This window comes from Rhizobium sp. P1_C7, assembly GCF_056406295.1.
The window spans coordinates 28,502-53,937 of sequence record NZ_JBFUAL010000014.1; the positions used below are offsets into that span (position 1 = coordinate 28,502).

Consider the following 25,436-nt stretch of genomic DNA (forward strand, 5'->3'; position numbering starts at 1 on the left):
TTCACGCTGCACCCTTTCGCGCAACCCCGTCGCGGCCAAGAATTTCATCGAGCGCCGCCGTCAGCCGGTCAACCTCGGCAAGGGTGTTGTAGTGGACCATGGAGACGCGGACGGCGCCATTATACTGCGGCAGGCCCAGATGGTCTCCGAGCCGGCGGGCATGAAAATCGCCGAAACGGATGGCGATCTTGTAGGCATCCATCGCCTTGCAGATGTCCTCGGAATTGCGACCCTCGAAGACGAAGCTGATCGTGGGAATGCGGCGCCCGTCGCGGTTGGTGCTTTCGCCGATGATGCGGCAGTCGTTGCGGCTGCGCAGGTACGCCAGCAACCTTTCGGTCAACGCATTCTCCTGGATGGCGATGGCGTCGAAGGCTGCAATGATCCGATCCCGGGCAGAACCGGTGGCGCCTGCCTTTTCTCCAACTTCGCAGAGGTAGTCGACGATCCCCGTCAGGGAATAGGCAAGCTCGTAATTGGGGTTTCCGGGCTCCAGCTTGCCCGGCACCTTATCGCGGCCGTAGAAGAAGTGGTAAAGCGGATCGAGCTCCAGCAGATGCTCGTATTTTCCGTACATCATGGCGTAGTGCGGGCCATAGGTCTTGTAGAGGCTGAAGACGTAGTAGTCGACGTCCCAGGCGCGGACGTCGATGGCACGATGCGGCGCATAGGCCACGGCATCGACGCAGATGCGCGCGCCATGCTCATGGACGAAGCGGGCGATATCGGCGACCGGGTTGATCGCGCCCAGGATGTTTGACACATGCGTCACGCAGACGAGCTTCGTTTTTTCGCTCATGAGCGGAACAAGATCGGCGATGTCGAGCTCATAGGTGCGCGTATCGAGCGGCCAGAACTTGATGACGATGCCCATGTCGCGCAGGCCGTCCCAGGGGCCGATGTTGGATTCGTGATCCGAGATGGTGACGATGATCTCGTCGCCGGCCCTGAGTTGGCTGCGCATGGCGCGCGCAAGGTTCTGAATGAGCACCGTCGTCGAACTTCCGAAGACGATTTCCTCCGGACGTGCGGCGTTGACAAGGTGCTGGCCCGCCATGCGGCCCTCAAGCAGTGCCTTTGCCGCCTCTTGCGAGACCTCGTAGCTGCCACCGATCTGGACGTTCTTGTCGTAAAGAAAGCTATTCATCCGCTCGACGGCGCGCTTGAGGATCTGCGATCCCCCTGCATTGTCGAAAAACGTCCAGCCGTGGTCCAGCCCGGGAAACTGACTGCGAACGAAGTCGATGTCGAGTTGGGTTTGAGTTTCCATGGGTTCCTCCAAATTCTCTTGTTAATGATTGAGTACGGCGCGCAGGAAGCCTTTCGTGCGTTCCTCCCGCGGCGTATCGAAAATCTCGTTGGGTGTGCCGGCCTCGACGATGCGACCGCCGTCCATGAAGATCACCCGGTCGGCGACCTGTTTGGCAAACCCCATCTCGTGCGTGACCACCACCATGGTGACGCCGGTCCCGGCAAGCTTGCGCATGACGTCGAGCACTTCGCCGACCATCTCCGGATCAAGGGCAGACGTCGGCTCGTCGAAAAGGAGAACCCGCGGCTCCATCGCAAGGGCACGCGCAATGGCGACACGCTGCTGCTGGCCGCCAGACAGCTGCTCGGGGTACTTGTCGGCCTGCTCGGAAATGCCGACGCGGGCAAGCAGCTCGGTCGCCTTGCGTTGCGCCTCGGCAACGGACGTGCGGCGAACTCGCATGGGAGCGATCATGATGTTCTTCATGACGGTGAGATGCGGGAAGAGATTGAACGACTGAAAGACCATTCCGACCTCGGCACGCACCTTGGCGAGGTTCTTGCCCTTTTCGACCCTGATGCCATCGACCTCGACCCTGCTTTCGGGTGAAAAACTCTCCAGATGGTTGATGCAGCGGATCAGCGTCGATTTTCCGGAACCAGACGGGCCAATCACGCAGACGACTTCACCCTCCAGGATCTCAAGATCGATGCCGTGCAGGACCTGGAAATCCCCGTATGCTTTCTTGAGATTGTGGATGCTGACGATCGTTCTCATGAACGCCTCCTCGTGTTGAACCGGTTTTCGAGGCGGGCGACAATGCTGACGAGCGGCCAGAGAAAGGCGAGATAGATGATTGCCGCGCCAATCAGCGGCGACGGGTTCGCCATCAGGGCTTGTGCCTGCGTCGCCTGCTTCAGGAGGTCGGGCATGGCCACCACGGAGGCGAGAGCTGTATCCTTCATGACGTTGATGCAGTTGTTGGTGAGCGGCGGAATGACGATCTTGACGGCCTGGGGCAGGATGATCTCTGCCATCATGTGTCGATATGAGAGCCCGAGCGCTTCCGATGCCTCGAACTGGCCGCGCGGGATGGCCTCGATGCCGGCACGAAAAATCTCCGCGGTGTAGGCCGTCGAAACCAGCGTCAGAGCGGTGACGGCCGACAGAAAGGGGGACAGGCGGATGCCGACGAAGGGCAGCGCGTAATAGATGACAATCAACAGGACAAGCAGCGGAATGGATCGGAAGATGTCCGTATAGATCTTGGCAAGCGCCCTCACAAAGGGCGCCGCGTAAAGCCTGAGAAGGGCGAGGATCAAGCCGCCGACGAGGCCAGCGACGATGCTGACGACGCCGAGTTCAAGCGTGATCCAGAGACCGGAAAGGAGCAGCGGGAAGGAGCGCTCCAGAACCGCGATGTTGAAGAAAGTCGTGAAAATATCCATTGCACCACCGGCATGTCGTTATGGGACGGGTGACGACCTCAGTCGCCACCCGGATATCGACCGGCCGATCTATTTGGCGGCAGGAATTTCGGCGACCTTGACGGTCGACGTCGTGTCCTCAGGCTTGGCGCCGAACCAGGTCTCGTGCAGCTTGGCGATGAAGCCTTCGCCCTTGAGCGTGGTGATCACGGCGTTGACCTCGGCGGTCAGGGGATCGCCCTTGTTGAACATGATCGAGTACTTCTCGCCGGTCGGAATGCGTTCGACGACCTTCAGCTCAGGCTTGTCCTTGACGTAGTATTGCAGGGCGGGAATGTCGCTGATGTAGCCGTCGACGCGGCCGGCGACGAGATCGAGCATGGCGGGCTGAAGACCCTCGAAGCGGCGGATTTCTCCAAGGCCGTACTTGCCCGTGTTTGCCGTTGCCCAGACGTCCCCTGTCGAACCTGTGTCGACGCCGACGACCTTGCCGCCCATGCCACCGAGCCCTGTGATGCCACTCGCCGCCGTGACTGTCAACGACTGATCGCTGTCGTAATAGGGCTGCGCAAAGCTCACCGATTCCAGCCGCTTGTCAGTGATTGTAATGGAGGAGACCGCCATGTTGATGCGGCCGGACTGAACGGCCGAGAACAGGCCGTTGAAAGGAATGTTGACGAATTCGACCGACTTGTTCAGCCGCTTGGCAATCTCGGTCACGAGATCGATTTCGAAGCCGACCGTCTTGCCGCTTTCGTCCTGGAATTCCCATGGAACGTTGCCGATGTTGGCGCCCACGTTAAGGTCTGCCGCATGAGCCGCGATCGTCCCGGTCAGTGCCAAGACGCCCGAGAGCAGCGCGGTCTTCATGAAGGAAAATGTACGCATTTTGGGTTCCCCTTGATTTGATTTGCGTATACTTGTTGTGGCCTGACTGGTCAGACCAGTCAGGCCAATGAAACATGGCCGCTCGGCATTTGCAAGACAGCGACCAACTAAATTAATGTCGTGGCTGTATGAACGCCGCGGAGGCGCCAGGGAGGCCGGACAGCATGCTCAACAGGACATTGGTTCCGCAATCGGCAGCGCGTGCCATTCAGGACATGATCCAGAGCGGCGAACTTCCCGCCGGACAGAAGATCCCCTCCCAGCGCGAGTTCTCGATCAAGCTCGGCATCAGCCGGGCGTCCCTGCGCGAGGCGCTCCTGACGCTCGAAACGCTTGGGCTTTTGAAGACCGAAGCCGGCCGGGGAACCTTTGTTGCCGGCACACGTCCCTCTTCCGGCAATGCCATGGCGCCCTGGCGTTATTCCGACAGCTATTCGGTCTTTGATGTGTTTCAGACACGCATCATGCTCGAGGGCAGTATCGCCGCCCTGGCGGCCGGACGATTGACCGGCAACCAGCTTCAGGCGATGGAAGACGCAACGCGACGCATGGAGGATTGCTGGGCAAACCAGGATCTCGTCGCCAATGTCGAGGCGGATCTGGAGTTTCACGGCATCATCGCGTCTGCATGCAGCAACGCGATGATGCGGGCGCTCTACCAGGCCGTTCGCGATCAGATCACCGAAACACAGCGCCAGCCGATCCCCATTACCGAGCCGGCCCGCATGCAGGCCTCCATTGCCGAGCATCGCAGGATCATATCCGCCCTGCGCGACAATGCGCCTTCCCGCGCACGTGAAGAAATGGAAACCCATGTGCGCAACACAGCGCGATGCGCGGGGCTCAATCCCTGAAATCGCGGCTTTTCGGCCGCGTCCGGCGCTCTGGTCGGCCTCCCGTAGCCCCTCCGGCCCGCGATCAGTGCACCGGCTGTTGCTTTGCCCTTGCCACGATCTGCGTCGGATTGACGAACTGCAGTGCGATCACCAGCCAGAAGAGTGTCGTCACCATGTAGACGACCGCCATGGCGTCAATCGACTGACCAGCGCGCACGCCTGAGGCAAACACCGCGTAGTAGAGGGACACCACGAGCGTCTGCGTGGTCGGGCCCGCAATCAAGAATGTCAGTTCGAACATGGCAATGGTGCGAACGAGCACCAGCAGGAGTGCTGCCAGCATGCCGGGCAAGAGCAGCGGCAGCAGGATGCGCAGGAACAGGCTTGTCGTTCCGGCGCCAAAAACGCGGGCGGCCGCTTCGATGCGCGGATCGATCTGCTCGATGAACGGGATCATGACCAGGACGACGAATGGCAAGGAGGGCACGATGTTGATCAGCACGACGCCCCAGAATGTCCCGCCGAGCCCCAATCGGTAAAGAACGGTCGCGAGCGGAATGCCATAGGTCAGCGGCGGGATGAGAAGCGGCAGCAGAAAGAGGAGGATCACCAGTCGCTTGCCCGGAAAGTCGCGGCGCGCCAGCGCATAGGCCGTCATGACGCCGAGAATGCCGGAGATGATGACAACGGTAAAGACGATCTCGAAGGTCACGAGCACGACGCTCGAAAGCTGGAACTCCTTCCAGGCGCTGAAATACCACTTGGTCGTCCAGCCTGCCGGCAGCCACGTGCCGAGCCAGCGCGTCGCAAATGAGTTGACGACAACAGCGGCAATGACCGCAAGAAGGTTGAGGATGAAGAGCGTGGCAAGTGCCCAGATGGAGACACGCCAGATCTTTGAGGTGAGACCTTGATCGCGGATCATGACTAGCCTTTCGTGCCGCCGGCGGGGCCGCGATAGAAGAACGACCGGGCGCCGAGCACCGCAAGCACCACGACGAGTTCGACACCACCCATGATCAGCGCGATCGCAGACCCCAGCGAATGGTCATATTGCTCGAACGCCGCCTGGTAGGCAGCAATCGAGATCACCCGCGTCGGGCCTGCCGGCGCGCCGAGCAGTACGGCCGAGGGGAAGACGGCAAAGGCCTGGACGAAGGCAAGGCAGAATGTGACCGCAAGCCCGGGAACGAGCAGCGGCAGAAACACCCGGAAGAAGCGCCGGCGCGGCCCTGCCCCCAGTGTTGCCGCCGCCTGCTCGATCGCAGGATCGATCCCGGTGATGTAGGAAAGGGTCAAAAGGAACGCAAAGGGAAAGCCGGTGATCAGGAGCGAGGCGAAAACGCCCCAGTAGTTGTTGGTCAGCTTGACCGGATTGTCGAGGATGCCGAGGAGGAGAAGCGTGTGGTTGAACCAGCCGCGCGGCCCGAGAAACGTCAACAGACCATCTGCCACAAAAACGGTGCCGAGCGTGATCGGCAGCACAAGAATGGTGGTCAGCAGGCGCTGCCTTTGCATCAACCGGACGCGAAAGGCAATCGGCACGGCAAGGGCGAGATTGATGATCGTCACCGGAAGCGCCAGCCACAAGGTGGCAGCGATGGTGTTGTACTGGAAAGGATCGTCGAAGAATTTTGCGTAATTGGCGTACCAGGCGCCGTCCTTCGGCATCAGCGAATCGGCAACACCGTAAAAAAACGGATAGACGAAGAGCGCCATCATGAAGGCAAGGCCGGGCAAGAGCAGCATCGTCGTGCCGTCAAGCCCGCGCGCCGCAAGCCGCGTCCTCAGCGACGGCCCGCTCATCTTGTCGTGTCCTTGAACAGCAGTGCTCTTCCTGCAACCGGATGCAGCCGGGTCGGTGCGCCACGGGCCAACACGTGGTCGGCGCGGAAATAGAGTTCGGAGCCATCACTGGCTCGCGCCAGGCCAAAGAATGCCCGGCCGCGATATTCCATGCTGGCGACCGTCGCCGGAATGCCCTCGCGTTCCGATGCGACGAGATCTTCGGGCCGTACCGACAGGATGGCGGCATCGCCGAGCTTCAAAGGCGTGCGCATGGCGCCCGATATGCGTGCTCCAGCGATGTCGATCTCGGCCTCGTCTCCCGAGACCCCTGTTATGTGACCTTTGATGCGGGTTCGAAACCCCATGAAGTCGGCCACATCGACATTCACCGGCCGCTGGTAGAGATCCTCCGGCGTTCCGATCTGCTCGATATGCCCCTGGCTCATCACCACGATGCGGTCTGCCAGCGACAGCGCCTCGTCCTGATCGTGGGTCACATAGATGGTGGTCGAGCCGATCTGGTCATGGATGCCCCGGATTTCGGCGCGCATTTCAAGGCGCAGCTTCGCGTCGAGGTTGGAAAGCGGTTCGTCCATCAGGACGATAGGGGGGCGGATGACGATGGCGCGCGCGATCGCCACACGTTGCTGCTGGCCACCGGACAGCTGGCCGGGAAGCTTCTCCGCCTGGCTTTCCAGGCGAACCAGCGCCAATGCATCGTTGATGCGCCTATCGGCTTCCTGCCCCTTGATGCCCTGCATGGCCAGGCCGAAGCCGACATTCTTGCGCACGCTCATATGGGGAAAGAGCGCGTAGCTCTGGAACACCATGCCAAACCCGCGTCGTTCGGGCTCCAGCTGATCGATCCGATTGCCGCCGAGCCGGATTTCACCGCCCGACAGTCCCAGAAGACCGGCAATGCAGTTCAATGCCGTCGACTTGCCGCAGCCGGACGGGCCGAGCAGCGCCACGAATTCGCCGGGCTCGATCGTAAGGTCAATGCCGTCCAACGCATTGTAGGCGCCGAAGGATCGGGACAGTCGATCAAGTTCGAGGCGCGCGGTGTTACGTGCTGATACGGCTGCGTTTGAAACCGAATTCAAGCCAATCTCCATTCACTGACGCAAACGAGCCCGCTCCGATCGTCGCGATCGGAGCGGGCCTACTTCGTGATCAGCCCTTCTTGGCGCCGATCTTTTCGTCCCAGATGCGGAATGCCTGGACGAGCAGCTTTGGTTCAAGCGGCACTTCCAGCGGATTGTTGGCAATCCAGTCGGCATATTCGGGTCGGCCAAATTCCTTGATCGTGTCCTGGCTTTCCTGCGGCGCCATCTCGAGCGTCACGTCCTTGACGGCGGGACCCGGATAGAAATAGCCGGCATCATAGGCAATCGCCTGCTGCTTCGGCTGCAGAATGTAGTTCAGAACATCGATCAGAACCGCAATCTTCTCGTCGGAGACGCCCTTGGGGATGACCGCGTAGTGGGCGTCGGTGACCCAATGGAAGCCCTCGAGCTTCTGCACCTTGGCCTCGGCTGGAACAATGCCCAGCGCGCGGGGATTGATGTCCCAGCCCGTGGTGGACACGACGATGTCACGTGTGCCTTCGCCGAGTTCCTTCATCACCTGTCCGGTGCCGGTCGGGTAGTATTCGATGTTCTCCCCGAGTTCTGCAAGATAAGCCCAGGTCTTGGCCCAGCCATTGACCGGATCGCGAGGATCGCTGTCACCGAGCAGGTAGGGCAGACCCATCAGGAAGGTGCGCCCGGGTCCGGAATTTGCCGGCCTTGCATAGATGAAGCGGTTCTTGTTGGCCTTTGCCCAGTCGAGCAGTTCCTGCGCCGACTTCGGAGGGTTTGCGACCTTGTCCGGCATGTATTCGATCAGCGGACCGGAGGGGTAGTAGGTGATGACTACGCCCTGATCCTTGGCGAGTGCCTGCATCTTTAAGGCCTGCGGCTGCAAGATCGCTTCCAGATTGGGCAGTTCTGCCTTGTGCGCGGACAGATCGATCCACAGACCCTGATCTAGACCGGCAGACAGCGCATCGGTGCCCGTCAGGACAAGATCGATATCAACCTTGCCGGCAGCCTGCTGCGCCTTGATCTTTCCCGGCAGCTCGGGAGCCGGGGCCTTGGTGAATGCAAAACCGGAAACCCAGTCGGGTTTTTCGGCCGCATAGGCCTCGAACATGCCTTGCGTCAGCGCCAGGTTGCCGGCCACATCGGCAATGGTGATCGCGACCGGGCTCGCCGGCTTCTTTGCCTGGGCCCAGACCGTGACCGGAAGCATGCTTGCGACAGCCGCGCTCGCGGCAGTGCTGACAAATGTCCTGCGGGTGATTTTCATGCTGTTCTCTCCTCCTCTTGTTCTCTTGTAGGAACATCGGCCGGTTGCAGCGTCCTTGCGCAGCAGCACGTGCCGACCCGTCAACCAACGTTAAAGCGTTCTATCGCTCGCTGTGCAGAACCTCCTGAATAGATTGCCAAAAGTACCGTTCCTCCTCGGTGCATCTTGGCAGTAGGACATAATTGATATACTAGTATGCTTAAGCAAGTCAATAATTAGGATATGTCATGCCGTCAGCAGCCGGTTTCGCAGCCACCTCCTTTGCGGCTCTTGCCGAGAGGCCGGCAAAGCTGCGGCGCGTGACGACAGCGGACGCAATCTTTGATCGGCTCCATGCGGATATCCTGTCCCTTCGCATGCCACCGGGAATGCTCCTGCAGGAAAAGCGCATTGCCGAGACCTTCGGCGTCAGCCGAACACCGGTCCGCGAAGCGTTGCTGAGGCTCTCTGAAAGTGGACTGGTCGAGATTTACCCGCAGTCAGGCACCGTCGTGTCGAAGGTCTCGGTCGGCTCCATCCCCGAAGCCGTTGTCGTGCGCAAGGCGCTCGAGGGAACGACGGTCGAACGGGCAGCCGAGATCGCAACAGCCGCTGATCTCGCCCGCCTGGACGCCATCATTGCCAGGCAGCAGGCATTTGAGGCTCTTGGCGATACATCCGGCTTCCACGGTGAGGATGAGGCATTCCATGAAGCGATCACGCAGATTGCCGGCTATCCCGGCATCTGGACAATTCTGAAGACCGTCAAGGTCCAGATCGACCGCGCGCGGCGGCTGACGCTTCCCGCACTCGGGCGAATGAACAATGTCGTGTGCGAACACATCCTGATCCGCGACGCGATCGCCGCCCATGATCTTCAGGCAGCGCGTGCCGCAATGACCCATCACCTGAGTGCGGTCATACCTGATGTGGCCGAACTTCGTACGCGCTATCCCGACTATTTCTGCTGACAGTCGCAGCAGACTGAAAAACAAGAAAACAGGCACGAAGGAGGAGACAGATGCGCCAGGGTTGGAGATGGTTCGGACCTGAAGCACCGGTAACACTCGATGAAGTCAGACAGACCGGGGCGACCAATATCGTCTCGTCGCTGCATCATGTGCCGATCGGCCGTGCCTGGACGCAGGCCGAGGTCGGCGAGCGCCAGGCGATGATCGAAACGACGCCGGCCGGGCGTTCGACGCTCACCTGGTCCGTGGTCGAGAGCATTCCGATCCCTGACGCCGTCAAGCGAAAGGGTGGGCAGGCAAAAGCGGAAATCGAAGCGTGGATTGCAAGCCTTGAAGCGGTGGCCGCCTGCGCCATTCCGATCGTCTGTTACAATTTCATGCCTGTCGTGGACTGGACCCGTACCGACCTCGATCACGAGATCGAGACCGGCGCGACCGCAATGCGCTTCGATCATGAGAAGTTCGCTGCATTCGACCTGTTCATCTTGCAACGCGACGGTGCAGCTCAGGCATACTCGGACGAGGACAAGGCGCGCGCCCGGATCGTCTTTGATGACATGTCTGAGAATGACATCGCCGATATCACGCGCAACATCACCTCCGCGCTGCCGGGCTCGACGACCGAGCCACTGACCATACCCGAGTTCCGTGACAAGCTCGCCGCTTATGCCGGTATCGATGCTGCCAGACTGCGCCAGCATCTGATCGAATTCCTGCAGGCCGTAACGCCTGCGGCCGAAGCCCGTGGGGTAAAGCTGACACTGCACCCCGATGACCCGCCGCGCTCGCTCTTCGGCCTGCCGCGCATTGCCTCCACTGCAGACGACTATGCGGCCCTTTTCGACGCGGTGCCGTCGTCGGCAAACGGAATGTGCTACTGCACCGGCAGCCTCGGCGTGCGCGCCGACAACGATCTTCCGGCGATTGCCCGGCGATTTGCCTCTCGCATCCATTTCGCACATCTGCGTGCCACCAGGCGCGAGGGGGATGGCCGAAGCTTCCATGAGAGTGCGCATCTCGAAGGTGATGTCGACATGGTTGCCGTTCTCAAGGAACTTGTCGCGGAAGACAGCCGCCGCAAGGCCGATGAGACGATCGTGTTTCGCTCCGACCACGGCCACCGCATGCTCGATGATCTCAACAAGCAGGTGACGCCCGGCTATCCCGCCATCGGACGCCTGCGGGGCCTTGCCGAGCTTCGCGGCATTCTCCACGCACTCGGATCCAAGCCGAACTGAGCGGCAGCAGGATGAGCGCTGATGAGCGCCATCGGGATGAGCGGCAGCACTCGTCGCCCATCCCTGTGGTCAAGCAACACGCCTGCAAGGCCAGCCAAAGACCGCTGGAACAGAGCCGGATCGCGTCATCGCAGTGCAGCCGTGAAATCAAGTGTGCTGCGGACAGCCGCAGCCCACCCCTGACAAAGTCGATCACGGGCCAATTGCTCCATGTTCGGCTCGAAGCGTTTGCCAGATGGCAGATCCTTCGAAAACGCAAGCTGGTCGGGCCAGATACCGGCCGCGTTGCCGGCAAGCCATGCAGCGCCCAGCGCGCTGATTTCAGCGCTCGCTGCGCGATCAGCGGCAAGATCCAGAATATCGGCGAGCCGCTGCATGGCCCAGTCGTTACGTGCCATTCCTCCATCGACGCGCAACACCGTCTGCGCCCGATCCGAACCACGCTCGTGCATTGCGTGGAGCAGGTCGCGCGTCTGGAAGCAGACCGATTCCAGAGCCGCGCGGGCGAATTCGGCGGGGCCTGTACTTCTCGTCATTCCAAACATGGCTGCGCGGGCATGGGGATCCCACCAGGGGGCACCAAGCCCCGTGAAGGCGGGAACAAGATAGACCGATTGGGTTGCGTCAGCGCTCTCGGCAAGACCTGCCGTCTGGTCGGCGCGATCGATCACTGCGATCCCGTCGCGAAGCCATTGTACCGCTGCCCCGGCGACGAAGATCGAACCCTCGAGCGCGTAGGTTATCTCTGGTCCGATCTTGTAGGCGATCGTCGTCAGGATGCGATTGTCGCAGACCACCCGCTCAGTGCCTGTGTTGAGAAGTGCAAAGCAGCCCGTTCCGTAGGTTGCCTTGATCATCCCGGGTTGAAAGCATGCCTGCCCGATCATCGCCGCATGCTGATCACCGGCCATACCGCGAATGGGAAGGGCCACCCCGAAGATCGCCGGATCCGTCACTCCGAAATCGGCCAGGTTGTCGCACACTTCCGGCAGCATCGCTTCTGGAATGCCGAACAGGGAAAGGAGATCATTGTCCCAACCTGCCCTGCCAATATCGAACAGCAGGGTTCGCGACGCATTCGTGATATCGGTGACATGGCGCCTTCCACCCGTCAGCTTGTAGACCAGCCAGCTGTCGACTGTCCCGAAAGCGAGATGACCGGCTTCAGCCGCCTGCCTCGCCCCGGAAACATGATCCAGGATCCAGCCGATCTTGGTTGCCGAGAAATAGGCGTCGATCCGAAGCCCCGTCTTTGCCGCCACCAGTGCGCAAGCCCCCTCCTCGCGCAATCGTGCACAGTGGTCGGCCGTGCGTCGGTCTTGCCACACGATCGCATCGTGAACTGGCTCACCCGTCCGGCGGTCCCAGACGATCGTCGTCTCGCGCTGGTTGGTCAGTCCGACCGCTGCAATGCTCGTGGCATCTATCCCCGCTGACGCGATCGCGTTTCGGGCCGTTTCCACGGTTGCGGCCCACAGGTCATTCGGATCATGCTCCACCCATCCCGACTTCGGGAAGTGCTGCCTGATCTCGCGTTGATCCGAGCCGCAATTCCTGTAGGTCTTATCGAAAATGATTGATCGGGTTGACGTGGTCCCCTGATCGACAGCAAGCACATAGGCGCCCATTCCATACTCCAGATCGTCCGCCGCGTCGGGCTGGTTATCCCGAGCGGGGCGCGGGTTGCGCACCGCTCGCAACACTCGTTACAGTCCTGCCAGGCAGACATATTTGAGCTCGAGGAAACCCTCGATGCCGTATTTCGAGCCTTCCCGACCCATGCCGGACTGCTTGATCCCACCGAAGGGCGCCATTTCGTTTGCGATCATGCCGGTGTTTACGCCGACCATTCCTGCTTCCAGCGCCTCGGCAACGCGCCAGACGCGTGCCATGTCGCGCGCGTAGAAATACGAGGCAAGGCCGAATTCGCTGTCATTGGCCATGGCGATCACGTCATTCTCATCCGCAAACGAAATGATCGGCGCGAGCGGCGCAAACGTCTCTTCCTTCGCCACCTTCATCGCCTGGGTCACTCCGGTGATGACCGTCGGCTCATAGAAGTTGCCGCCAAGCACGCTGCGTTTACCGCCTGCAAGTAGCGTTCCGCCCTTGCCAAGTGCATCGGCAACATGCTCTTCCATCTTGGCAACAGCACGCTCGTCGATCAGTGGCCCCTGGTTGACCCCCGGCTCCGTGCCCCGGCCAAGGCTGAGAGCGGCAACCTTGGCCAGCAGCTTCTGGGTAAAGGTATCGACCACGCTCTCCTGGACATAAATGCGATTGGCGCAGACGCAGGTCTGACCGGCATTGCGGAATTTGGAGATCATCGCCCCTTCGACAGCAGCGTCAATGTCGGCATCGTCGAAGACGATGAAGGGCGCGTTTCCGCCGAGTTCCAGAGACAGCCGCTTGATGCCATCGGCGGCTTCCTTCATCAGCCAGCGGCCGACGCCGGTCGAACCCGTGAACGTGATCTTGGCAACCTTCGGATTGTGGCAGAACTCCAGCCCGATCGGCTTTGCCTCGCCGGTGACCACCGAAAAGACGCCCTTGGGCACACCGGCACGTTCTGCAAGAACGGCGAGCGCCAGTGCCGAGAGCGGCGTTTGCGACGCGGGCTTCAAAATCATGCTGCAACCGGCCGCAAGGGCCGGTCCCGCCTTGCGAGTGATCATGCCGTTCGGGAAGTTCCAGGGCGTGATGGCCGCGCACACCCCCACCGGCTGCTTGAGAACCATGATCCGTTGGCCAGGATTGGCGCCTGGGATGATGTCGCCGTCGATGCGCTTTGCCTCTTCGGCAAACCATTCGAGATAGGAAGCGTTGGACATGACCTCGCCCTTGGCTTCCGAGAGCGGCTTGCCCTGCTCGGTTGTCAGGATCAGGGCCAGATCGTCTGCATTGGCGACGATGAGATCAAACCAGCGCTTTAATACCCGCGCCCGCTCCTTGGCGGTGCGCCTTGCCCAGGCCACCTGCGCTTGCGCTGCAGCGTCGATTGCCTGACGAACAGTGTCGCGACCGAGGTCTGGCACCTCAGCGATCACCCCGCCGTCGAAGGGATCGGTAACAGCAAATGACTTGCCATCGGGCGCGCAGATCCATTCGCCACCGACGAATGCCTTGTTCGTCAGCAATGAAGGGTCCTTGAGGTCGATCTTGCGAATGTCGGTCATGAAAAGTCTCCCATGATGTTGAGAAGGGCGGGTAGAGCCAATGAAAGCCCGGAGATGAGAAGCAGCACGAATGCCAGACGGCGCAGCGACAGGTTCGAGATCGGTGGCGGCCAGCGCTTGGCGGCAAAAGTGAGCGCGACGACGACGGGAATGGCGGTCAGACCCCACCAGAATCCGGCGTGCGGCATGTCGCCGCTGAACGCGACGACGAAAAGCCGGATGACGGCATTGATCGCAAAGACCGCGACCAGCGTCTCGCGGATCGCGGCCGCCGACATTGGCTGACGATAGAGATGATAGACAAGCGGTGGGCCTGCGGTGGAAAACAATCCACCCATGACGCCGGCAACTGCCCCGAAGAAGGCAAAGGAACCACGCGAGGACACCTGCGCCAGCGGCGCGGGTTTCAGCGCCAGCTGAATGCTGGACACGATGATCACCATCCCAAGCACGAGCTTCAGCCAATTGATCGACGCAGCCGCCATGATGGTGAGGATCCAGTAGCCGGCCAGAAGTGCCACGGCGCTGGAAACGACCACCGGGACGAATGCGCGCAGCGCAATGTCCCGCCAACCCTTCACGAGCACCTGCACGGCATTGACGAATGTCAGGCAACTGACGAGGACCGCTGCATCGGGCAATGCGATGACGCCGGTCAGTCCGACGCCACCCATCATGATCAGCCCGAACGCAAACCCTGTCAGGGTCTGCAGATAGGCCGCCACGGCCGCAAGGGCCAACACTGTGGCGAGGCTGGCGATGTCCATCCTCACAGTGTCCGCAAGGCGGCAAAATGCTCGGCGAACGTCGCGTCCGCTCTGTAGAACACCGGGGGCTGCCCAAGCGGCGAAGCGACGGTGACGTCGTTTCCGCCACCATATTCCTTGCCACTCCAGGCGTGGATCCAGCTTGAGCCCTCCGGAAGATAGAGCGTGCGTTCGCTCTGGTTGGCCTGCCAAACAGGCGCGACGAGAACGTCCGACCCGTAAAGGTAGCTGTCCTGGATGTCGTATGTCCTGCGATCATGTTCGTAGTGGAGGAAAAGCGGACGCTGGACCGGCAGGCCACGTGATGCAGCGATGGCGGAAAGTGACTTGAGGTATGGCGCCAGATGCACGTATATCCGCGTCATCCGGGCAAAATGGGCCATCACCTCTTCGTCCTGATCGATCTGCACGTTCTCGCGGGGGCGATTGCCCTCATGGCTGCGCATGACCGGGGTGAAGGCCGCCATTTCGGCCCAGCGCATCAACAGCTCCGGCGTGCGGACATTGCCGAACAGGCTGGTATAACCGCCGATATCGGAATGGTGATAGGCATTGCCCAACAGACCGGAGGAGAGCGCGGCGCAGATGACGGTCACAAGCCCGTCATGGCGAGAAAAGTCCACCGACTGGTCACCACCCCATAGCAAGGGGCAATGCTTCTGGACGCCGGTGAAGCCGGCGCGCATGAAGAAAAGAGCCTCGCCTGTCTTGCCGCGGCTTTCGACGGCCCTGGCGTTCACTTCAGCCCAAAGGGTCGGCCACTGATTGTGCATGAGCTTGGCATCGATACCGTTGGCAAGTTCGACGTCGATCGGCAGATATTCGCCGAAGTCCGCCATCCAGCCTGACAGACCATAGTCCAGCATCTTGCCGCCTATGATCTCATCGGCGAACCATTCGGCCGCAGCCGGATTTGTGAAATCCACGACGCCACAATCGAACTCTCCGAAATCGACAAGAGCGGTGCGGCCGAGCCGGTCCTTTGCGAAATAGCCCGCCGCCTCCGCGTCTGAAAACAGCGGTCCGTCGACACAAAGGTAGGGATTGACGTAGCCGAGGAACCGGATGCCCTCGGTGTGCAATTGGGCGATGCGTTGACGCAGTGCCGGATATCGTTCCTCGTTGGCTTGCCAGTCCCAGAAAAGGCGCGCGCCGAACGAAGTCTGGCGCAGCCCCACCCAGTCCTCGCACCAGAGACCCGAGACGCGAACCCCGGCCTCGATCATTTTATCAAGGCGGTTAAAGGAGTTGTCGCCGTCTTTTAAACCGACGATTGCGCCGCTGTAGACCCACTCCGGTAGTTCCGGCTGCCGTCCGAAACGCAAAGAGAGCGCCTCGACCAGACCGACAAAGGTCGGCGCGGTGAAGAGCTCGATGCGCTGCGGAATTGCCCAGATCTCGATTTCATGGAACGTCTTGCGTCGGAAGTCGAAGACGGAATAGGCCGAGGTCTCGACGTGCAGTGCATATCGAGCTGAGGAAACATAGGTCGGTTGCGGATAGTTGGTGTTGAAGTAGTCGCCGCCGGCCTTGTCCTTGACGTTGGACCTGAAGGTGATTTCGCTCATCTTGTCGCGTCCGACACCGGGCTCCGAGGTCCACAGAGGGAACCGCCGCCCCCGCATGTCGAAGTAGGACATCTGTTCGCCACCGCCCCAGACATGCTCGTCGTGATCGGCCACGGTCCGGATCCAGAGCCGGTTGACGGTCGGATCCGGCGCTTCAAATTCAATGGCATTGCCCGCAAGCGTCAGGACCAGACGCGGTCTGTCGCCCGCAGATCTGCAAAGAACGATCCGGTCGCCGGCAATCTCGGCATGACGCAAGGCACTGCGCTCGATGACGTAGTCCTCGATCTCGAAATTGCCGCGATACATGTCCATCCGCTCCTCGCCGTGGCCGGCGAAGACACAGGGAGACGACGGGCTGTGGTGCAGGATGGCACGACCGTCGAGCGAGATGGTAAAGCCGTTGGAAGTCGTTTCAAGTTTCATGTCATTCACACTCAGTTTTGTGTAAGGCCGGCATCGACGAGAAAATTGGCGCCCGTGCAGCCGCTGCTTTCGTCAGAACCGAGAAACAACGCCATCCGCGCAATATGGCTGGCGTCGAGCCGGAATTTCAGCGCCTGAAGGTCGATGAATAGCTGGTTCTGCTCTGGCGACGTCCAGAGTTTAAGTTGGCGTTCGGTCACGATCGCTCCAGGAACGATGCAGTTCACGCGGATCCCGGAAGGGCCAAGCTCGCGGGCGAGCGTCCTGGTCATGCCGTTGATCGCGGCCTTGGCGGTGGTGTAGCCGATCATCCCGGGCCGTCCGCGCATCCAGGAAATCGACCCCAGCATGATGACCGAGCCGGCTCCCTTTTCCGCCATTTTTGCGCTCACGGCCTGGGTCGCGAAGAACTGGTGATCGAGGTTGAGCGATAGCGCCCGCCGCCAGTCCTCGGGTTCAACGTCGCTCATCGCGTGGCGATCGTCCTTGCCGGCGTTGTTGACGAGGACGTCAATACCGCCCCGCGCCTGCTCCACCTCGGCGATAACCCGCCGCAATGCGAAAGTATCGGTGATATTGCATTCGTAAAACGCCGCTCCGGTCGCAGCGGCAACCCTTGCGCCCTCGCCAGCGTCAATATCGAGGAACGAAACGTGAGCGCCCTGGCCGGTAAAGGCCGTGACCATTTCCGCACCGATACCCGACGCCCCACCGGTGATCAGGACAGCCCGATTTTCGAGCGATGAATAGCGAACACTGTCATAGTTGAAAGGCATGGTTCAGACTTCCGGGTTGAAAAGGGGCTTGGCCAGGCCCGCGACGTCGGTGCGCATGGCAAACACCCCTCCAGACAACGGAAAGGCCGATAGCTCGTCGTCAGGGCGACCGATCCTGGCTGACGTGCAATAGAGTGTGCGCATGTCCTTGCCGCCGAAGGTGATCATGGTCGGGCACTTCACGGGAACCGCGTATTCGGAAAGGAGCACTCCATCGGCGCTGTAACGCTGCACACGCCCGCCCTCAAACAGCGCCGTCCAGTAGCATCCCTCAGCATCGACCGCGCCGCCGTCAGGACGGCCCTTGTCGATGTCACTGCCAAACCGGGCAAAGACCTGTCGGTTGGCGGCAACACCCGCATCGCAGTCGTAGTCATAGGTGTAGAGCGTGTAGCGAAGCGTGTCGGCGTGGTAGAGCCGCCGACCATCGGGTGAAAAGGCCACGCCATTGGAGGTGAGAAGCCCGCCAGCCAATGGAGCAAGCCCGCGGCGGTCGTAGCGATAGAGCGTTGCGATCCCCTTCTCGCGCGTCTCATCCACAGTCCCGGCAACAAATCGCCCCCTTGGATCGACCATGCCATCGTTGAAACGGCTGATCGCCTGGTCCTCCGGATTGTCAGCAAGTTTGCGAAGTGCCGTGCCATCTGCGCCTATCAGCCAAAGCCCCGACCGCAGACCGGCAATAAACCCGCCGCCGCGGGAAAGGCCGATGCACCCGACCTCCTCGGAAAGCTCGACGGTCGTCAGTCCTTCGGTGGAAGGGTCAAATCGATGGATGTGACGACGCTTGATGTCGACGAAATACAGCACCTGCTCAGCCACAGACCACAATGGGCATTCGCCGAGTGAAGCCTTAAGATCAAGAACGGGTTCGAAGCCGGTTTTCACGGGGATGATCCTCAATAGGCTGCCGCTGGGGCGACAGCGACCGGCTCGCCCTTCAATGCGCCAAGCCAGTCGTTGGCGCGACCGGTCATCATGGCGATATCGGACGCGATGGCCGCGAAATCGTAGCCGTACCCCAGGAACCGCTTCACCATCTCCGGATTGGGACCAACGATGCCGACTGGCTTGCCGGCGGCATGCGCATCCTTTGCGGCCTTTTCGATCAGCGCCTGGACCTCGGGGTGGGCAATGTTGCCGATATGGCCCATCGCAGCAGACAGATCACCGGGGCCAACAAACAGCGCATCGATGCCATCGACCGCTGCAATGCCCGGTAGTCTTTCGATAGCGTCGGGCGTTTCGAGCTGCACGATCGTGCAGACCTCGCCGTTGGCCCGCTTCAGATAGTCCGGGATCGTCCCGAATTTCGAGCCCCGATGAACTGCGGCAACGCCGCGCACGCCCTGAGGCGGGTAGCGAGTGTAGGAGGCGGCAGCTCGCGCCTCCTCTGCCGTCTGCACGAAGGGCAGCATGACTGTCCTTGCGCCAGCATCAAGGACCCGCTTCACCAGGACTTGGTCGTTCCATGCGAGGCGAACGACAGCCTCGGCCGGCGTGCACCCGATAGCGCGCAAAATGCCTGCCACATCCGAGACCTCGATCGGAACATGCTCCATATCGACGACGAGAAAGTCGAAGCCCGCATAGCCGAGCGCCTCGGCCGTGGCGGGTGCGGCCGCCATAAGCCAGGTCCCCAGAGGGGCCGGCCGCTTTTCCTCGGCAAGCCACGCCTTGAAATGGTTGGTCAGGCTCATGGTCGTCTCCTCAGTAGATCGCGGGATCGGGCACGACTGCGGTGCCGCTTAGAAAATCGAAGTCACAGCCCTGGTCAGCCTGGCTGACATGCTGCTGATAGAGAGCGGCGAAGGACCGTTGATAGACAGGTGGCGCAGGCTTCCACGCCTGGCGCCGCCGGTTAAGTTCGGTTCCATCGACCCGCATGTTGATCGTGCCGGCTTCGACGTCGAGCTCGATCAGATCTCCTGTCTGGAGCAATGCCAGCGGTCCGCCGATTGCCGCCTCCGGGGAGACGTGCAGGATGCAGGTGCCATAATGCGTGCCGCTCATGCGCCCGTCACAGATGCGCACCATGTCGCGCACACCCTGCTTGAGCAGTTTTTTCGGGATCGGGAGGTTGCCCCATTCCGGCATGCCGGGTGCACCGACCGGACCGGCATTGCGCAGCACGATCACCGTATCCTCGGTGATGTCGAGGTCGGGATCGTCGAGCGTTTTGTTCATGACGCCGGGATTGTCGAAGACGATTGCCGGGCCGACATGCTTGAGGAACTTGGCACTCGCTGCCGAAGACTTCATGACCGCACCGTTCGGCGCCAGGTTGCCACGCAGGACCTCGAGTGTCTTGCCGCGCGATAGCGGCACGACAGGATCGTCCTCACCGCGGATGACATCGTCATTCCAGCACTCGGCACCCGCAAGGTTCTCACCGAGGGTCCGGCCGTTGATCGTGGGCCTGGTAAGGTCGAGATGACGTGAGAATTTCTTCAAAAGTGCAAGCAGTCCGCCGGCGAAATAGAAATCCTCCATCAGATACTCGCCCGATGGAAAGATGTTGGCGGCGACCGGAACCTTGCCAGCCATTTCGGCCATGTCGTCGAGCGACAGGTCGACACCGGCGCGCCGCGCCATGGCGACCAGATGGACGGCGGCGTTGGTCGAGCCACCGAGCGCCATATAGGCAACGAGACCGTTCAGAAAGCTGGACTTGTCGAGGATGTCCGACGGCTTGAGGTTCTCCCACACCATCTCCACGATCCGCACGCCGCAAAAAGATGCCATGCGCGGATGACCGGAATCGGTCGCCGGAATGGATGACGCACCGGGCAAGGTCAGGCCCATTGCGTCAACGATCGACGTCATGGTCGAGGCGGTCCCGATGGTGTTGCACGTGCCGGCAGAGCGGGTCATCCGGCTCTCGAGATCGATCCAGTCTGACTGCGTAATGTTGCCGGCGCGAAGCTCATCCCAGTATTTCTTGGTATGGGTGCCCGCGCCGGTCTTCATGCCGCGCCATTGGCCGTTCGACATCGGGCCGGCCGGGCAATAGATGACCGGCAGATCCATGGAAATAGCACCCATCAAAAGCGCCGGCGTCGACTTGTCGCAACCACCGAGCAGAACCGCTCCATCGACCGGATGGGAGCGCAGGAGCTCCTCGCATTCCATCGCGAGGAAATTGCGGTAAAGCATGGTGGTCGGTTTCACCATGACCTCGCCCACCGACAGCGCGGGCATCTCGACCGGATATCCGCCAGCCTGCCAAACGCCCCGCTTGACGGCCTCGGCCCGATCGCGAAGGTGCGCGTGGCAAGGGCTCATCTCGCTCCAGGTGTTGATGATACCGATGACGGGCCGGCCCATGAACTCCTCGCGGCGCATACCCATCTGCTGGGTGCGCTGCCGGTGGGCAAAGCCACGCATGTCGTCAGAGGCGAACCACCTCTGGCTGCGCAGTTCGGAAAGATCGCGTCTTTTCGGTACCCCGCTCATCCCTTGATACCCCCCGCGGTCAGGCCCGAGACGACGCGCTCCTGGAAGATGACGATCAGGACGGCCACCGGTACGATGCCGACGACCAGCGCCGCTGAAATGACAGGCCAGGGAAATGCGAACTCGCCCTGATAAAGCTGGATGCCGACGGGCAAGGTGCGCAGCGACGGGTTGGAATTGAACGACAGCGCCAAAAGGAACTCATCCCAGGCATTGACGAAGGCAAGGATGCCGGCGGTAAATACACCTGGCGCGCAGAGCGGCACCACCACCTTGAAGAGGGCCCCGAGGCGGGTGCATCCGTCGATCATGGCGGCATTTTCCAGATCGCGCGGAATACCTTCAAAGAACGAGACCAGCATCAGCGTGCACACGGGAAGGCTGAGAACCGTGTAGGGCAGGACGAGTGCCGTCCAGCTGTTGAGGAGATTGAGCGCCCGCATGATCTCGAACAGCGGCACCAGAAGGGTTACCAACGGAAACGTCGAAACGGCGATGATCAGCGACAGGATCAGCCCGCGATAGGCAAGGTTGAGACGTGCAAGGGCATAGGCGGCCAGCACCGCGATCAGCAGCGTCAGCGCCGTTGACAGCAGCGCCACCATGACGCTGTTGAACAGGAAAAGATGCAACGGCTGGTCTGAAAAGGCCTGTACGTAATTCTGCAGCGTAGGGGCATGCGGGAACCAGGTGATCGGCTTGGCGGTCAGTTCTGCTTCCGTCTTCAACGAGGTGAAGAGGATCCAGAGCGCCGGGAACATGCCATTGATCAGGAGGATTGCTGCAGCGATGAAGCGAAGCGGCTTTCCGGACAAAACCGGTATCGATCCGGACGTGGTGGCGGTACTCATGGCGATTACTCCTTTGTCCGGATGAGGCGCAGATAGACAGCCGTCACGCACATCGACAGCGCGAACATGACGACGGCGAGTGCAGATCCGTAGCCGAGATCGAGGAACGAAACGGTGTTCTGGTGGATGTACATGGCAAGCGTCGAGGTCGACGTGCCCGGTCCGCCACCGGTCATCATGTAGGGGATGTCGAAGGTCTGCAGCGCGGTAATGGTGCGGAAGATGAGCGCAACCACGATCGAAGGCTTGAGAAGCGGCAAGGTAATTTCGAAGAACTGCCGCACACGTCCCGCCCCGTCGACATCGGCCGCCTCATAGAGCGAACGCGGGATCGTCTGAAGACCAGCAAGGATGATCAGCGCCATGAAGGACGACGTCTTCCAGATGATGGTCAGGCAGATGGCGGCAAAGGCCAGGTTCGGCGAGTTGAACCAGATGACCCCCTCAAAGCCAAGCCGCTGGAGCACATCGTTGACAACGCCATATTCGGAATGAAAGAACCAGGCGAAAATCAGACCGGCGAACGACAATGGCAGCGCCCAGGGGATGAGCAGCGACAGGCGCACAGGCCACTGCATGCCAAAGGGCAGGTTCGCCAGCAATGCGAGCGCCAGACCGACAAGCAACGCGCCTGGTACGGTGATCAGCGTGATCAGGACTGTGTTCCAGGTCGTTTCCCAAAAGACCGGATCGTCGATCATCAGCCTGTAGTTTTCGAGCCCCACGAACTCGGCCGGCAGTCCGGAGGTCAGCGAAAGATTGAAAAAGCTGGTATAGAGCAGCCGACAGACCGGATAGACAATGATCAGCGCCAGCAGGATCGCGGCCGGGGCCAGGAGCAATACGGCAAGGGCGCGGTCACTGAGGTCGAACCAGCGTGTCCAGCCAGGAGCGCGGGTCTCGCTCGCATGTGTCACCTTGTATGTGGTCGTCGTCGCCATGGTTTCATTCCGAACCGTTGAGAGATCAGGGCGCAAAGCCACCCCCTTCGACCGGGCGAAGGAAACTGACTTCGGCTATCTCATGAGTGGGCCCTCTCCCCGGCTGATCAGGGAGAGGATGAAGCTGGTATCAGAACCCCGTCACCGCAGGATGCGCTTGAGGCGCGCTTCGATCTGGTCGGCGCCGGCTTCAGGCGTCGTCACCCCGGCAAGCACGGCATTGACGGTGGTACGGATGACTTCGCTGACTTCGTTGTAGCGCGGCGTCACCGGACGTGGCTTGGCGGTCTCGACCACCTGGCGCGCATCGGCAAACCATGGGGCGCTCTTGGTGATGTCGGCGTCACGATAGAGGTCCGGATAGGTCGGCAACAGCGCGCCATTGATGGCCATGAATTTCGACACTTCCTGCGAGGACAGGTATTCGACCAGCTTCTTGGCCTCGTCCTGATGCTCGGAATAGGCAGAAACGCCCCACTCCCAGCCGCCAAGGCAGGTTGCCTGCTCGCCACCCGTCATCGCCGGCAGCCGGGCAACGCCGACCTTACCGGCAACCGCCGAATCCTTTCCCTGCGCCTGCGCCCAAGCATAGGACCAGTTGACGGCAAAGATGACGTTGCCTGACTGAAATTCCTTGCGGGTATCATCCGTGCCCACTTCGGCAATGTTTTTCTTGGAAATGCCTTCGTCGGCAAAGCTCTTCCAGAGGCTTAGCGACTTCACCGCGGCATCGTGGTCGAACGTAAGACGGCCGTTTTCGGTCAACGCCTTGCCCTGGCTCCAATAGGGAAGAAGAAAGGTGCAGACCGCGCCCTCGATTGCCTTGCCCTGGAAGGAAAGGCCCTGCAGATTGGCGTTCCCCTCGCCCCCGGAAATCGTCTTCACCGCCGCCTTGAGCTCATCCCAGGTCGTTGGGGGTTTGATACCGTATTTGTCCAGCAGGTCCTTGCGGTAATAGAGAAACTGCGAGTCCGCAAAGGCCGGCAGCGCAATCACCTTGCCATCGACCGTGTTTGCGCCTGAATAGGCAGGAAGGTAGCTCGACATGTCCTTGCCCTGGAAGTCGCTGGTCCAGCCCGCGGCGGCAAACTGGGCCGGACGAATGACGTCGAGGATGAGCACATCGAGGGACGTATCCTTGGCAGACATGACCGTGTTCAGGTACTGCGCCTGCGCTTCCGACGTATTGCCGCCGGTTTCGATCTTGACCTTGACGTCCGGATTGGCGGCTTCGTACTTGTCGAGCGCCTTGCGCCAGACATCGGGCTGATGCTGGCTGGAAATATAGACGTTGAGCGCCGTCTGGGCCGAGGCCGGTGCTGCAAAAGCAAGCATCGTGCCGCCGATGAGTGCGCCGGCCAATTTTGAAAATGTCATGGTTTCCTCCCATTCTGGTTCGTGGATGCGACCGCAAGACCGCAATGTAGTCGTCTGTGGATGCGTCAGTTGATCGTGCGCTCGCTCGTCGCGTCAAACAGATGGATCTTTGCGGGATCCAAGCCGATTTTCAGCGTTTCACCAGCGCCTACACGCGTCTCCGGAGGCATGCGGGCGGTCAGGGTTTCGCCACCGACGGCAAAGTGCACCAGCGTGTCGGAGCCCAGCGGCTCGACGACTTGGACGTGGCAGGTCAACACCGGTCCCGATGCCGTCGCCGGTCCGAAATGCTCCGGCCGAATTCCGACAATGAACTCGCGTCCATCAACAGCCCCGGCCTTACCGGCGGCCTGAACGGCAGATAGTGGCAAGGCATCGCCATTGGCAAAGACCAGCTTTTCACGGTCAGCCCTTGCCCGCGCAAAATTCATGGCGGGAGAACCAACGAAGCCACCGACGAAGACGCTTGCCGGGTGGTTATAGACCTCATCGGGCGTCCCGACCTGCTCGATGACGCCGCCCCGCAGGATCACGATCCGGTCAGCAAGTGTCATCGCCTCGACCTGATCATGCGTCACATAGATGATTGTCGTTCCGATTGTCTGGTGCAGCTTCTTGATTTCGGTTCGAACCTGGCCGCGCAACTTTGCGTCCAGATTGGACAGTGGCTCATCGAACAGGAACACCTGGGGTCGGCGGACAATGGCACGACCCATCGCGACACGCTGGCGTTGACCACCCGACAACTGGCCAGGACGACGATCCAGAAGGTGCGAAATGCCAAGCATGTTGGCAGCCTCATCGACGCGAACGGACGCCTCGCCGGCGGCGACACCGCGCACCTTCAGGCTGAAGCCCATGTTCTCGCGAACCGTCTTGTGAGGATATAGAGCGTAGTCTTGGAACACCATCGCAATGTCGCGCTCGCGTGGCGGCAGGTTGTTGACAACACGATCGCCGATCCTCACCTCGCCACCCGTGATGGGCTCAAGTCCAGCGACCATGCGCAGGGTCGTCGATTTTCCGCAGCCCGAAGGGCCGACGAAAACGACGAACTCACCGTCTGCGATATCAAGATCGATGCCCTTCACGATTTTGAGCGCACCATAACTCTTGTCCAGCGCCCGCAGGCTCACTCCCGCCATTCCAGCCTCCCGAAAGCGGCACCTAAGCAGGCGCCCATCATTGTCATTGCGAAAATAATAGCGCTACGATTTACAATTTGCAAGCCCACTTGTTTTTGACGACCGCCATTCGCCTGCGAGACGGGACGAAACATGGCGAAACGTAATTAATGGCATTCCAATCAGATATTTGATGCATTTCGAGAAACAGGAATTGTTCTCGACGAGCCCATGGGTTATCATCGA

General features: G+C 60.8%; 23 protein-coding genes. 3 read left to right on the forward strand and 20 right to left on the reverse strand.

From position 1 onward, the window contains the following. Window position 1: 1 nt before the first annotated feature. From AC1D2R_RS21040 to AC1D2R_RS21055, 4 genes are all read right to left on the reverse strand, one after another. The gene (locus tag AC1D2R_RS21040) at window positions 2-1,270 is read right to left on the reverse strand and encodes a cysteine desulfurase-like protein (RefSeq protein WP_477970088.1); all 1,269 of its coding nucleotides are present in this window, start codon (window positions 1,268-1,270) and stop codon (window positions 2-4) included. A gap of 21 nt (window positions 1,271-1,291) precedes the next feature. Further along, the gene (locus tag AC1D2R_RS21045) at window positions 1,292-2,029 is read right to left on the reverse strand and encodes an amino acid ABC transporter ATP-binding protein (protein ID WP_477970090.1); all 738 of its coding nucleotides are present in this window, start codon (window positions 2,027-2,029) and stop codon (window positions 1,292-1,294) included. After that, window positions 2,026-2,700, reverse strand: a complete 675-nt coding sequence (locus AC1D2R_RS21050; RefSeq protein WP_477970092.1) for an amino acid ABC transporter permease — start codon at window positions 2,698-2,700, stop codon at window positions 2,026-2,028. The genes AC1D2R_RS21045 and AC1D2R_RS21050 overlap by 4 nt, the downstream gene beginning before the upstream one ends. Before the next feature lie 69 nt (window positions 2,701-2,769). Beyond that, window positions 2,770-3,567, reverse strand: a complete 798-nt coding sequence (locus AC1D2R_RS21055) for an ABC transporter substrate-binding protein (protein ID WP_477970094.1) — start codon at window positions 3,565-3,567, stop codon at window positions 2,770-2,772. Window positions 3,568-3,731: 164 nt separating this feature from the next. Between AC1D2R_RS21055 and AC1D2R_RS21060 the strand changes: the two genes are divergently transcribed. After that, window positions 3,732-4,421 (forward strand): FadR/GntR family transcriptional regulator, encoded by a 690-nt coding sequence (locus AC1D2R_RS21060; RefSeq protein ID WP_477970096.1) that lies wholly within the window; start codon window positions 3,732-3,734, stop codon window positions 4,419-4,421. A gap of 64 nt (window positions 4,422-4,485) precedes the next feature. Here the strand turns inward: AC1D2R_RS21060 and AC1D2R_RS21065 are convergent, their stop codons facing one another. The 4 genes from AC1D2R_RS21065 to AC1D2R_RS21080 are packed head-to-tail and all read right to left on the reverse strand — an operon-like array spanning window position 4,486 to window position 8,540. Beyond that, on the reverse strand, window positions 4,486-5,328 hold the full coding sequence (locus AC1D2R_RS21065) for an ABC transporter permease (protein WP_477970098.1): 843 nt from the start codon (window positions 5,326-5,328) through the stop codon (window positions 4,486-4,488). A 2-nt stretch (window positions 5,329-5,330) separates the two neighbouring features. Then, on the reverse strand, window positions 5,331-6,209 hold the full coding sequence (locus AC1D2R_RS21070; protein ID WP_477970100.1) for an ABC transporter permease: 879 nt from the start codon (window positions 6,207-6,209) through the stop codon (window positions 5,331-5,333). Then, window positions 6,206-7,306, reverse strand: a complete 1,101-nt coding sequence (locus tag AC1D2R_RS21075; protein WP_477970102.1) for an ABC transporter ATP-binding protein — start codon at window positions 7,304-7,306, stop codon at window positions 6,206-6,208. The genes AC1D2R_RS21070 and AC1D2R_RS21075 overlap by 4 nt, the downstream gene beginning before the upstream one ends. 58 nt (window positions 7,307-7,364) lie before the next feature. Then, complete coding sequence (locus AC1D2R_RS21080; RefSeq protein WP_477970104.1) at window positions 7,365-8,540, reverse strand: extracellular solute-binding protein; 1,176 nt, start codon at window positions 8,538-8,540, stop codon at window positions 7,365-7,367. Window positions 8,541-8,767: 227 nt separating this feature from the next. Between AC1D2R_RS21080 and AC1D2R_RS21085 the strand changes: the two genes are divergently transcribed. After that, on the forward strand, window positions 8,768-9,490 hold the full coding sequence (locus tag AC1D2R_RS21085; protein WP_477970106.1) for a GntR family transcriptional regulator: 723 nt from the start codon (window positions 8,768-8,770) through the stop codon (window positions 9,488-9,490). Between the two features lie 50 nt (window positions 9,491-9,540). Continuing rightward, entirely contained in the window at window positions 9,541-10,728 is a 1,188-nt protein-coding gene (gene uxuA / locus AC1D2R_RS21090; protein WP_477970108.1) for a mannonate dehydratase, read from the forward strand. A gap of 125 nt (window positions 10,729-10,853) precedes the next feature. On the opposite strand, the gene glpK is transcribed toward uxuA, so the two are convergent. From glpK to AC1D2R_RS21150, 12 genes are all read right to left on the reverse strand, one after another. Continuing rightward, complete coding sequence (glpK, locus tag AC1D2R_RS21095; protein ID WP_477970110.1) at window positions 10,854-12,356, reverse strand: glycerol kinase GlpK; 1,503 nt, start codon at window positions 12,354-12,356, stop codon at window positions 10,854-10,856. Window positions 12,357-12,434: 78 nt separating this feature from the next. Further along, complete coding sequence (locus AC1D2R_RS21100; protein ID WP_477970112.1) at window positions 12,435-13,904, reverse strand: NAD-dependent succinate-semialdehyde dehydrogenase; 1,470 nt, start codon at window positions 13,902-13,904, stop codon at window positions 12,435-12,437. After that, window positions 13,901-14,671, reverse strand: a complete 771-nt coding sequence (locus AC1D2R_RS21105; protein WP_477970114.1) for a TSUP family transporter — start codon at window positions 14,669-14,671, stop codon at window positions 13,901-13,903. Before AC1D2R_RS21105 ends, AC1D2R_RS21100 begins: the two co-directional genes overlap by 4 nt. A gap of 2 nt (window positions 14,672-14,673) precedes the next feature. Next, window positions 14,674-16,665 carry an alpha-glucosidase gene (locus AC1D2R_RS21110; RefSeq protein WP_477970116.1) on the reverse strand — a complete coding sequence of 664 codons (1,992 nt, stop codon included), beginning with the start codon at window positions 16,663-16,665 and terminating at the stop codon, window positions 14,674-14,676. 11 nt (window positions 16,666-16,676) lie between these two features. Beyond that, window positions 16,677-17,441, reverse strand: a complete 765-nt coding sequence (locus AC1D2R_RS21115; RefSeq protein WP_477970118.1) for an SDR family NAD(P)-dependent oxidoreductase — start codon at window positions 17,439-17,441, stop codon at window positions 16,677-16,679. Window positions 17,442-17,444: 3 nt separating this feature from the next. Beyond that, window positions 17,445-18,329: an SMP-30/gluconolactonase/LRE family protein gene (locus AC1D2R_RS21120; protein WP_477970120.1), complete on the reverse strand. Its 885-nt coding sequence runs from the start codon at window positions 18,327-18,329 to the stop codon at window positions 17,445-17,447. Window positions 18,330-18,340: 11 nt separating this feature from the next. Next, window positions 18,341-19,141 (reverse strand): HpcH/HpaI aldolase family protein, encoded by an 801-nt coding sequence (locus AC1D2R_RS21125; RefSeq protein ID WP_477970122.1) that lies wholly within the window; start codon window positions 19,139-19,141, stop codon window positions 18,341-18,343. A 10-nt stretch (window positions 19,142-19,151) separates the two neighbouring features. Continuing rightward, window positions 19,152-20,897 carry an L-arabinonate dehydratase gene (gene araD / locus AC1D2R_RS21130; protein ID WP_477970124.1) on the reverse strand — a complete coding sequence of 582 codons (1,746 nt, stop codon included), beginning with the start codon at window positions 20,895-20,897 and terminating at the stop codon, window positions 19,152-19,154. Continuing rightward, on the reverse strand, window positions 20,894-21,748 hold the full coding sequence (locus tag AC1D2R_RS21135; protein WP_477970126.1) for a carbohydrate ABC transporter permease: 855 nt from the start codon (window positions 21,746-21,748) through the stop codon (window positions 20,894-20,896). The genes araD and AC1D2R_RS21135 overlap by 4 nt, the downstream gene beginning before the upstream one ends. A gap of 5 nt (window positions 21,749-21,753) precedes the next feature. After that, on the reverse strand, window positions 21,754-22,689 hold the full coding sequence (locus AC1D2R_RS21140; RefSeq protein ID WP_477970128.1) for a carbohydrate ABC transporter permease: 936 nt from the start codon (window positions 22,687-22,689) through the stop codon (window positions 21,754-21,756). Between the two features lie 141 nt (window positions 22,690-22,830). Then, window positions 22,831-24,066, reverse strand: coding sequence for an ABC transporter substrate-binding protein (locus AC1D2R_RS21145; RefSeq protein ID WP_477970130.1), 1,236 nt, complete (start codon window positions 24,064-24,066; stop codon window positions 22,831-22,833). 65 nt (window positions 24,067-24,131) lie between these two features. Then, window positions 24,132-25,211 carry an ABC transporter ATP-binding protein gene (locus AC1D2R_RS21150; RefSeq protein WP_477970132.1) on the reverse strand — a complete coding sequence of 360 codons (1,080 nt, stop codon included), beginning with the start codon at window positions 25,209-25,211 and terminating at the stop codon, window positions 24,132-24,134. Window positions 25,212-25,436: the final 225 nt, after the last annotated feature.

Excerpts from the sequence above, each read along its gene's own strand:
- AC1D2R_RS21040 (WP_477970088.1), bottom strand. The coding sequence starts at position 1,270 with ATGGAAACTCAAACCCAACTCGACATCGACTTCGTTCGCAGTCAGTTT.
- AC1D2R_RS21045 (WP_477970090.1), bottom strand. The coding sequence starts at position 2,029 with ATGAGAACGATCGTCAGCATCCACAATCTCAAGAAAGCATACGGGGAT.
- AC1D2R_RS21050 (WP_477970092.1), bottom strand. The coding sequence starts at position 2,700 with ATGGATATTTTCACGACTTTCTTCAACATCGCGGTTCTGGAGCGCTCC.
- AC1D2R_RS21055 (WP_477970094.1), bottom strand. The coding sequence starts at position 3,567 with ATGCGTACATTTTCCTTCATGAAGACCGCGCTGCTCTCGGGCGTCTTG.
- AC1D2R_RS21060 (WP_477970096.1), top strand. The coding sequence starts at position 3,732 with ATGCTCAACAGGACATTGGTTCCGCAATCGGCAGCGCGTGCCATTCAG.
- AC1D2R_RS21065 (WP_477970098.1), bottom strand. The coding sequence starts at position 5,328 with ATGATCCGCGATCAAGGTCTCACCTCAAAGATCTGGCGTGTCTCCATC.
- AC1D2R_RS21070 (WP_477970100.1), bottom strand. The coding sequence starts at position 6,209 with ATGAGCGGGCCGTCGCTGAGGACGCGGCTTGCGGCGCGCGGGCTTGAC.
- AC1D2R_RS21075 (WP_477970102.1), bottom strand. The coding sequence starts at position 7,306 with ATGGAGATTGGCTTGAATTCGGTTTCAAACGCAGCCGTATCAGCACGT.
- AC1D2R_RS21080 (WP_477970104.1), bottom strand. The coding sequence starts at position 8,540 with ATGAAAATCACCCGCAGGACATTTGTCAGCACTGCCGCGAGCGCGGCT.
- AC1D2R_RS21085 (WP_477970106.1), top strand. The coding sequence starts at position 8,768 with ATGCCGTCAGCAGCCGGTTTCGCAGCCACCTCCTTTGCGGCTCTTGCC.
- uxuA (WP_477970108.1), top strand. The coding sequence starts at position 9,541 with ATGCGCCAGGGTTGGAGATGGTTCGGACCTGAAGCACCGGTAACACTC.
- glpK (WP_477970110.1), bottom strand. The coding sequence starts at position 12,356 with ATGGGCGCCTATGTGCTTGCTGTCGATCAGGGGACCACGTCAACCCGA.
- AC1D2R_RS21100 (WP_477970112.1), bottom strand. The coding sequence starts at position 13,904 with ATGACCGACATTCGCAAGATCGACCTCAAGGACCCTTCATTGCTGACG.
- AC1D2R_RS21105 (WP_477970114.1), bottom strand. The coding sequence starts at position 14,671 with ATGGACATCGCCAGCCTCGCCACAGTGTTGGCCCTTGCGGCCGTGGCG.
- AC1D2R_RS21110 (WP_477970116.1), bottom strand. The coding sequence starts at position 16,665 with ATGAAACTTGAAACGACTTCCAACGGCTTTACCATCTCGCTCGACGGT.
- AC1D2R_RS21115 (WP_477970118.1), bottom strand. The coding sequence starts at position 17,441 with ATGCCTTTCAACTATGACAGTGTTCGCTATTCATCGCTCGAAAATCGG.
- AC1D2R_RS21125 (WP_477970122.1), bottom strand. The coding sequence starts at position 19,141 with ATGAGCCTGACCAACCATTTCAAGGCGTGGCTTGCCGAGGAAAAGCGG.
- araD (WP_477970124.1), bottom strand. The coding sequence starts at position 20,897 with ATGAGCGGGGTACCGAAAAGACGCGATCTTTCCGAACTGCGCAGCCAG.
- AC1D2R_RS21135 (WP_477970126.1), bottom strand. The coding sequence starts at position 21,748 with ATGAGTACCGCCACCACGTCCGGATCGATACCGGTTTTGTCCGGAAAG.
- AC1D2R_RS21140 (WP_477970128.1), bottom strand. The coding sequence starts at position 22,689 with ATGGCGACGACGACCACATACAAGGTGACACATGCGAGCGAGACCCGC.
- AC1D2R_RS21145 (WP_477970130.1), bottom strand. The coding sequence starts at position 24,066 with ATGACATTTTCAAAATTGGCCGGCGCACTCATCGGCGGCACGATGCTT.
- AC1D2R_RS21150 (WP_477970132.1), bottom strand. The coding sequence starts at position 25,211 with ATGGCGGGAGTGAGCCTGCGGGCGCTGGACAAGAGTTATGGTGCGCTC.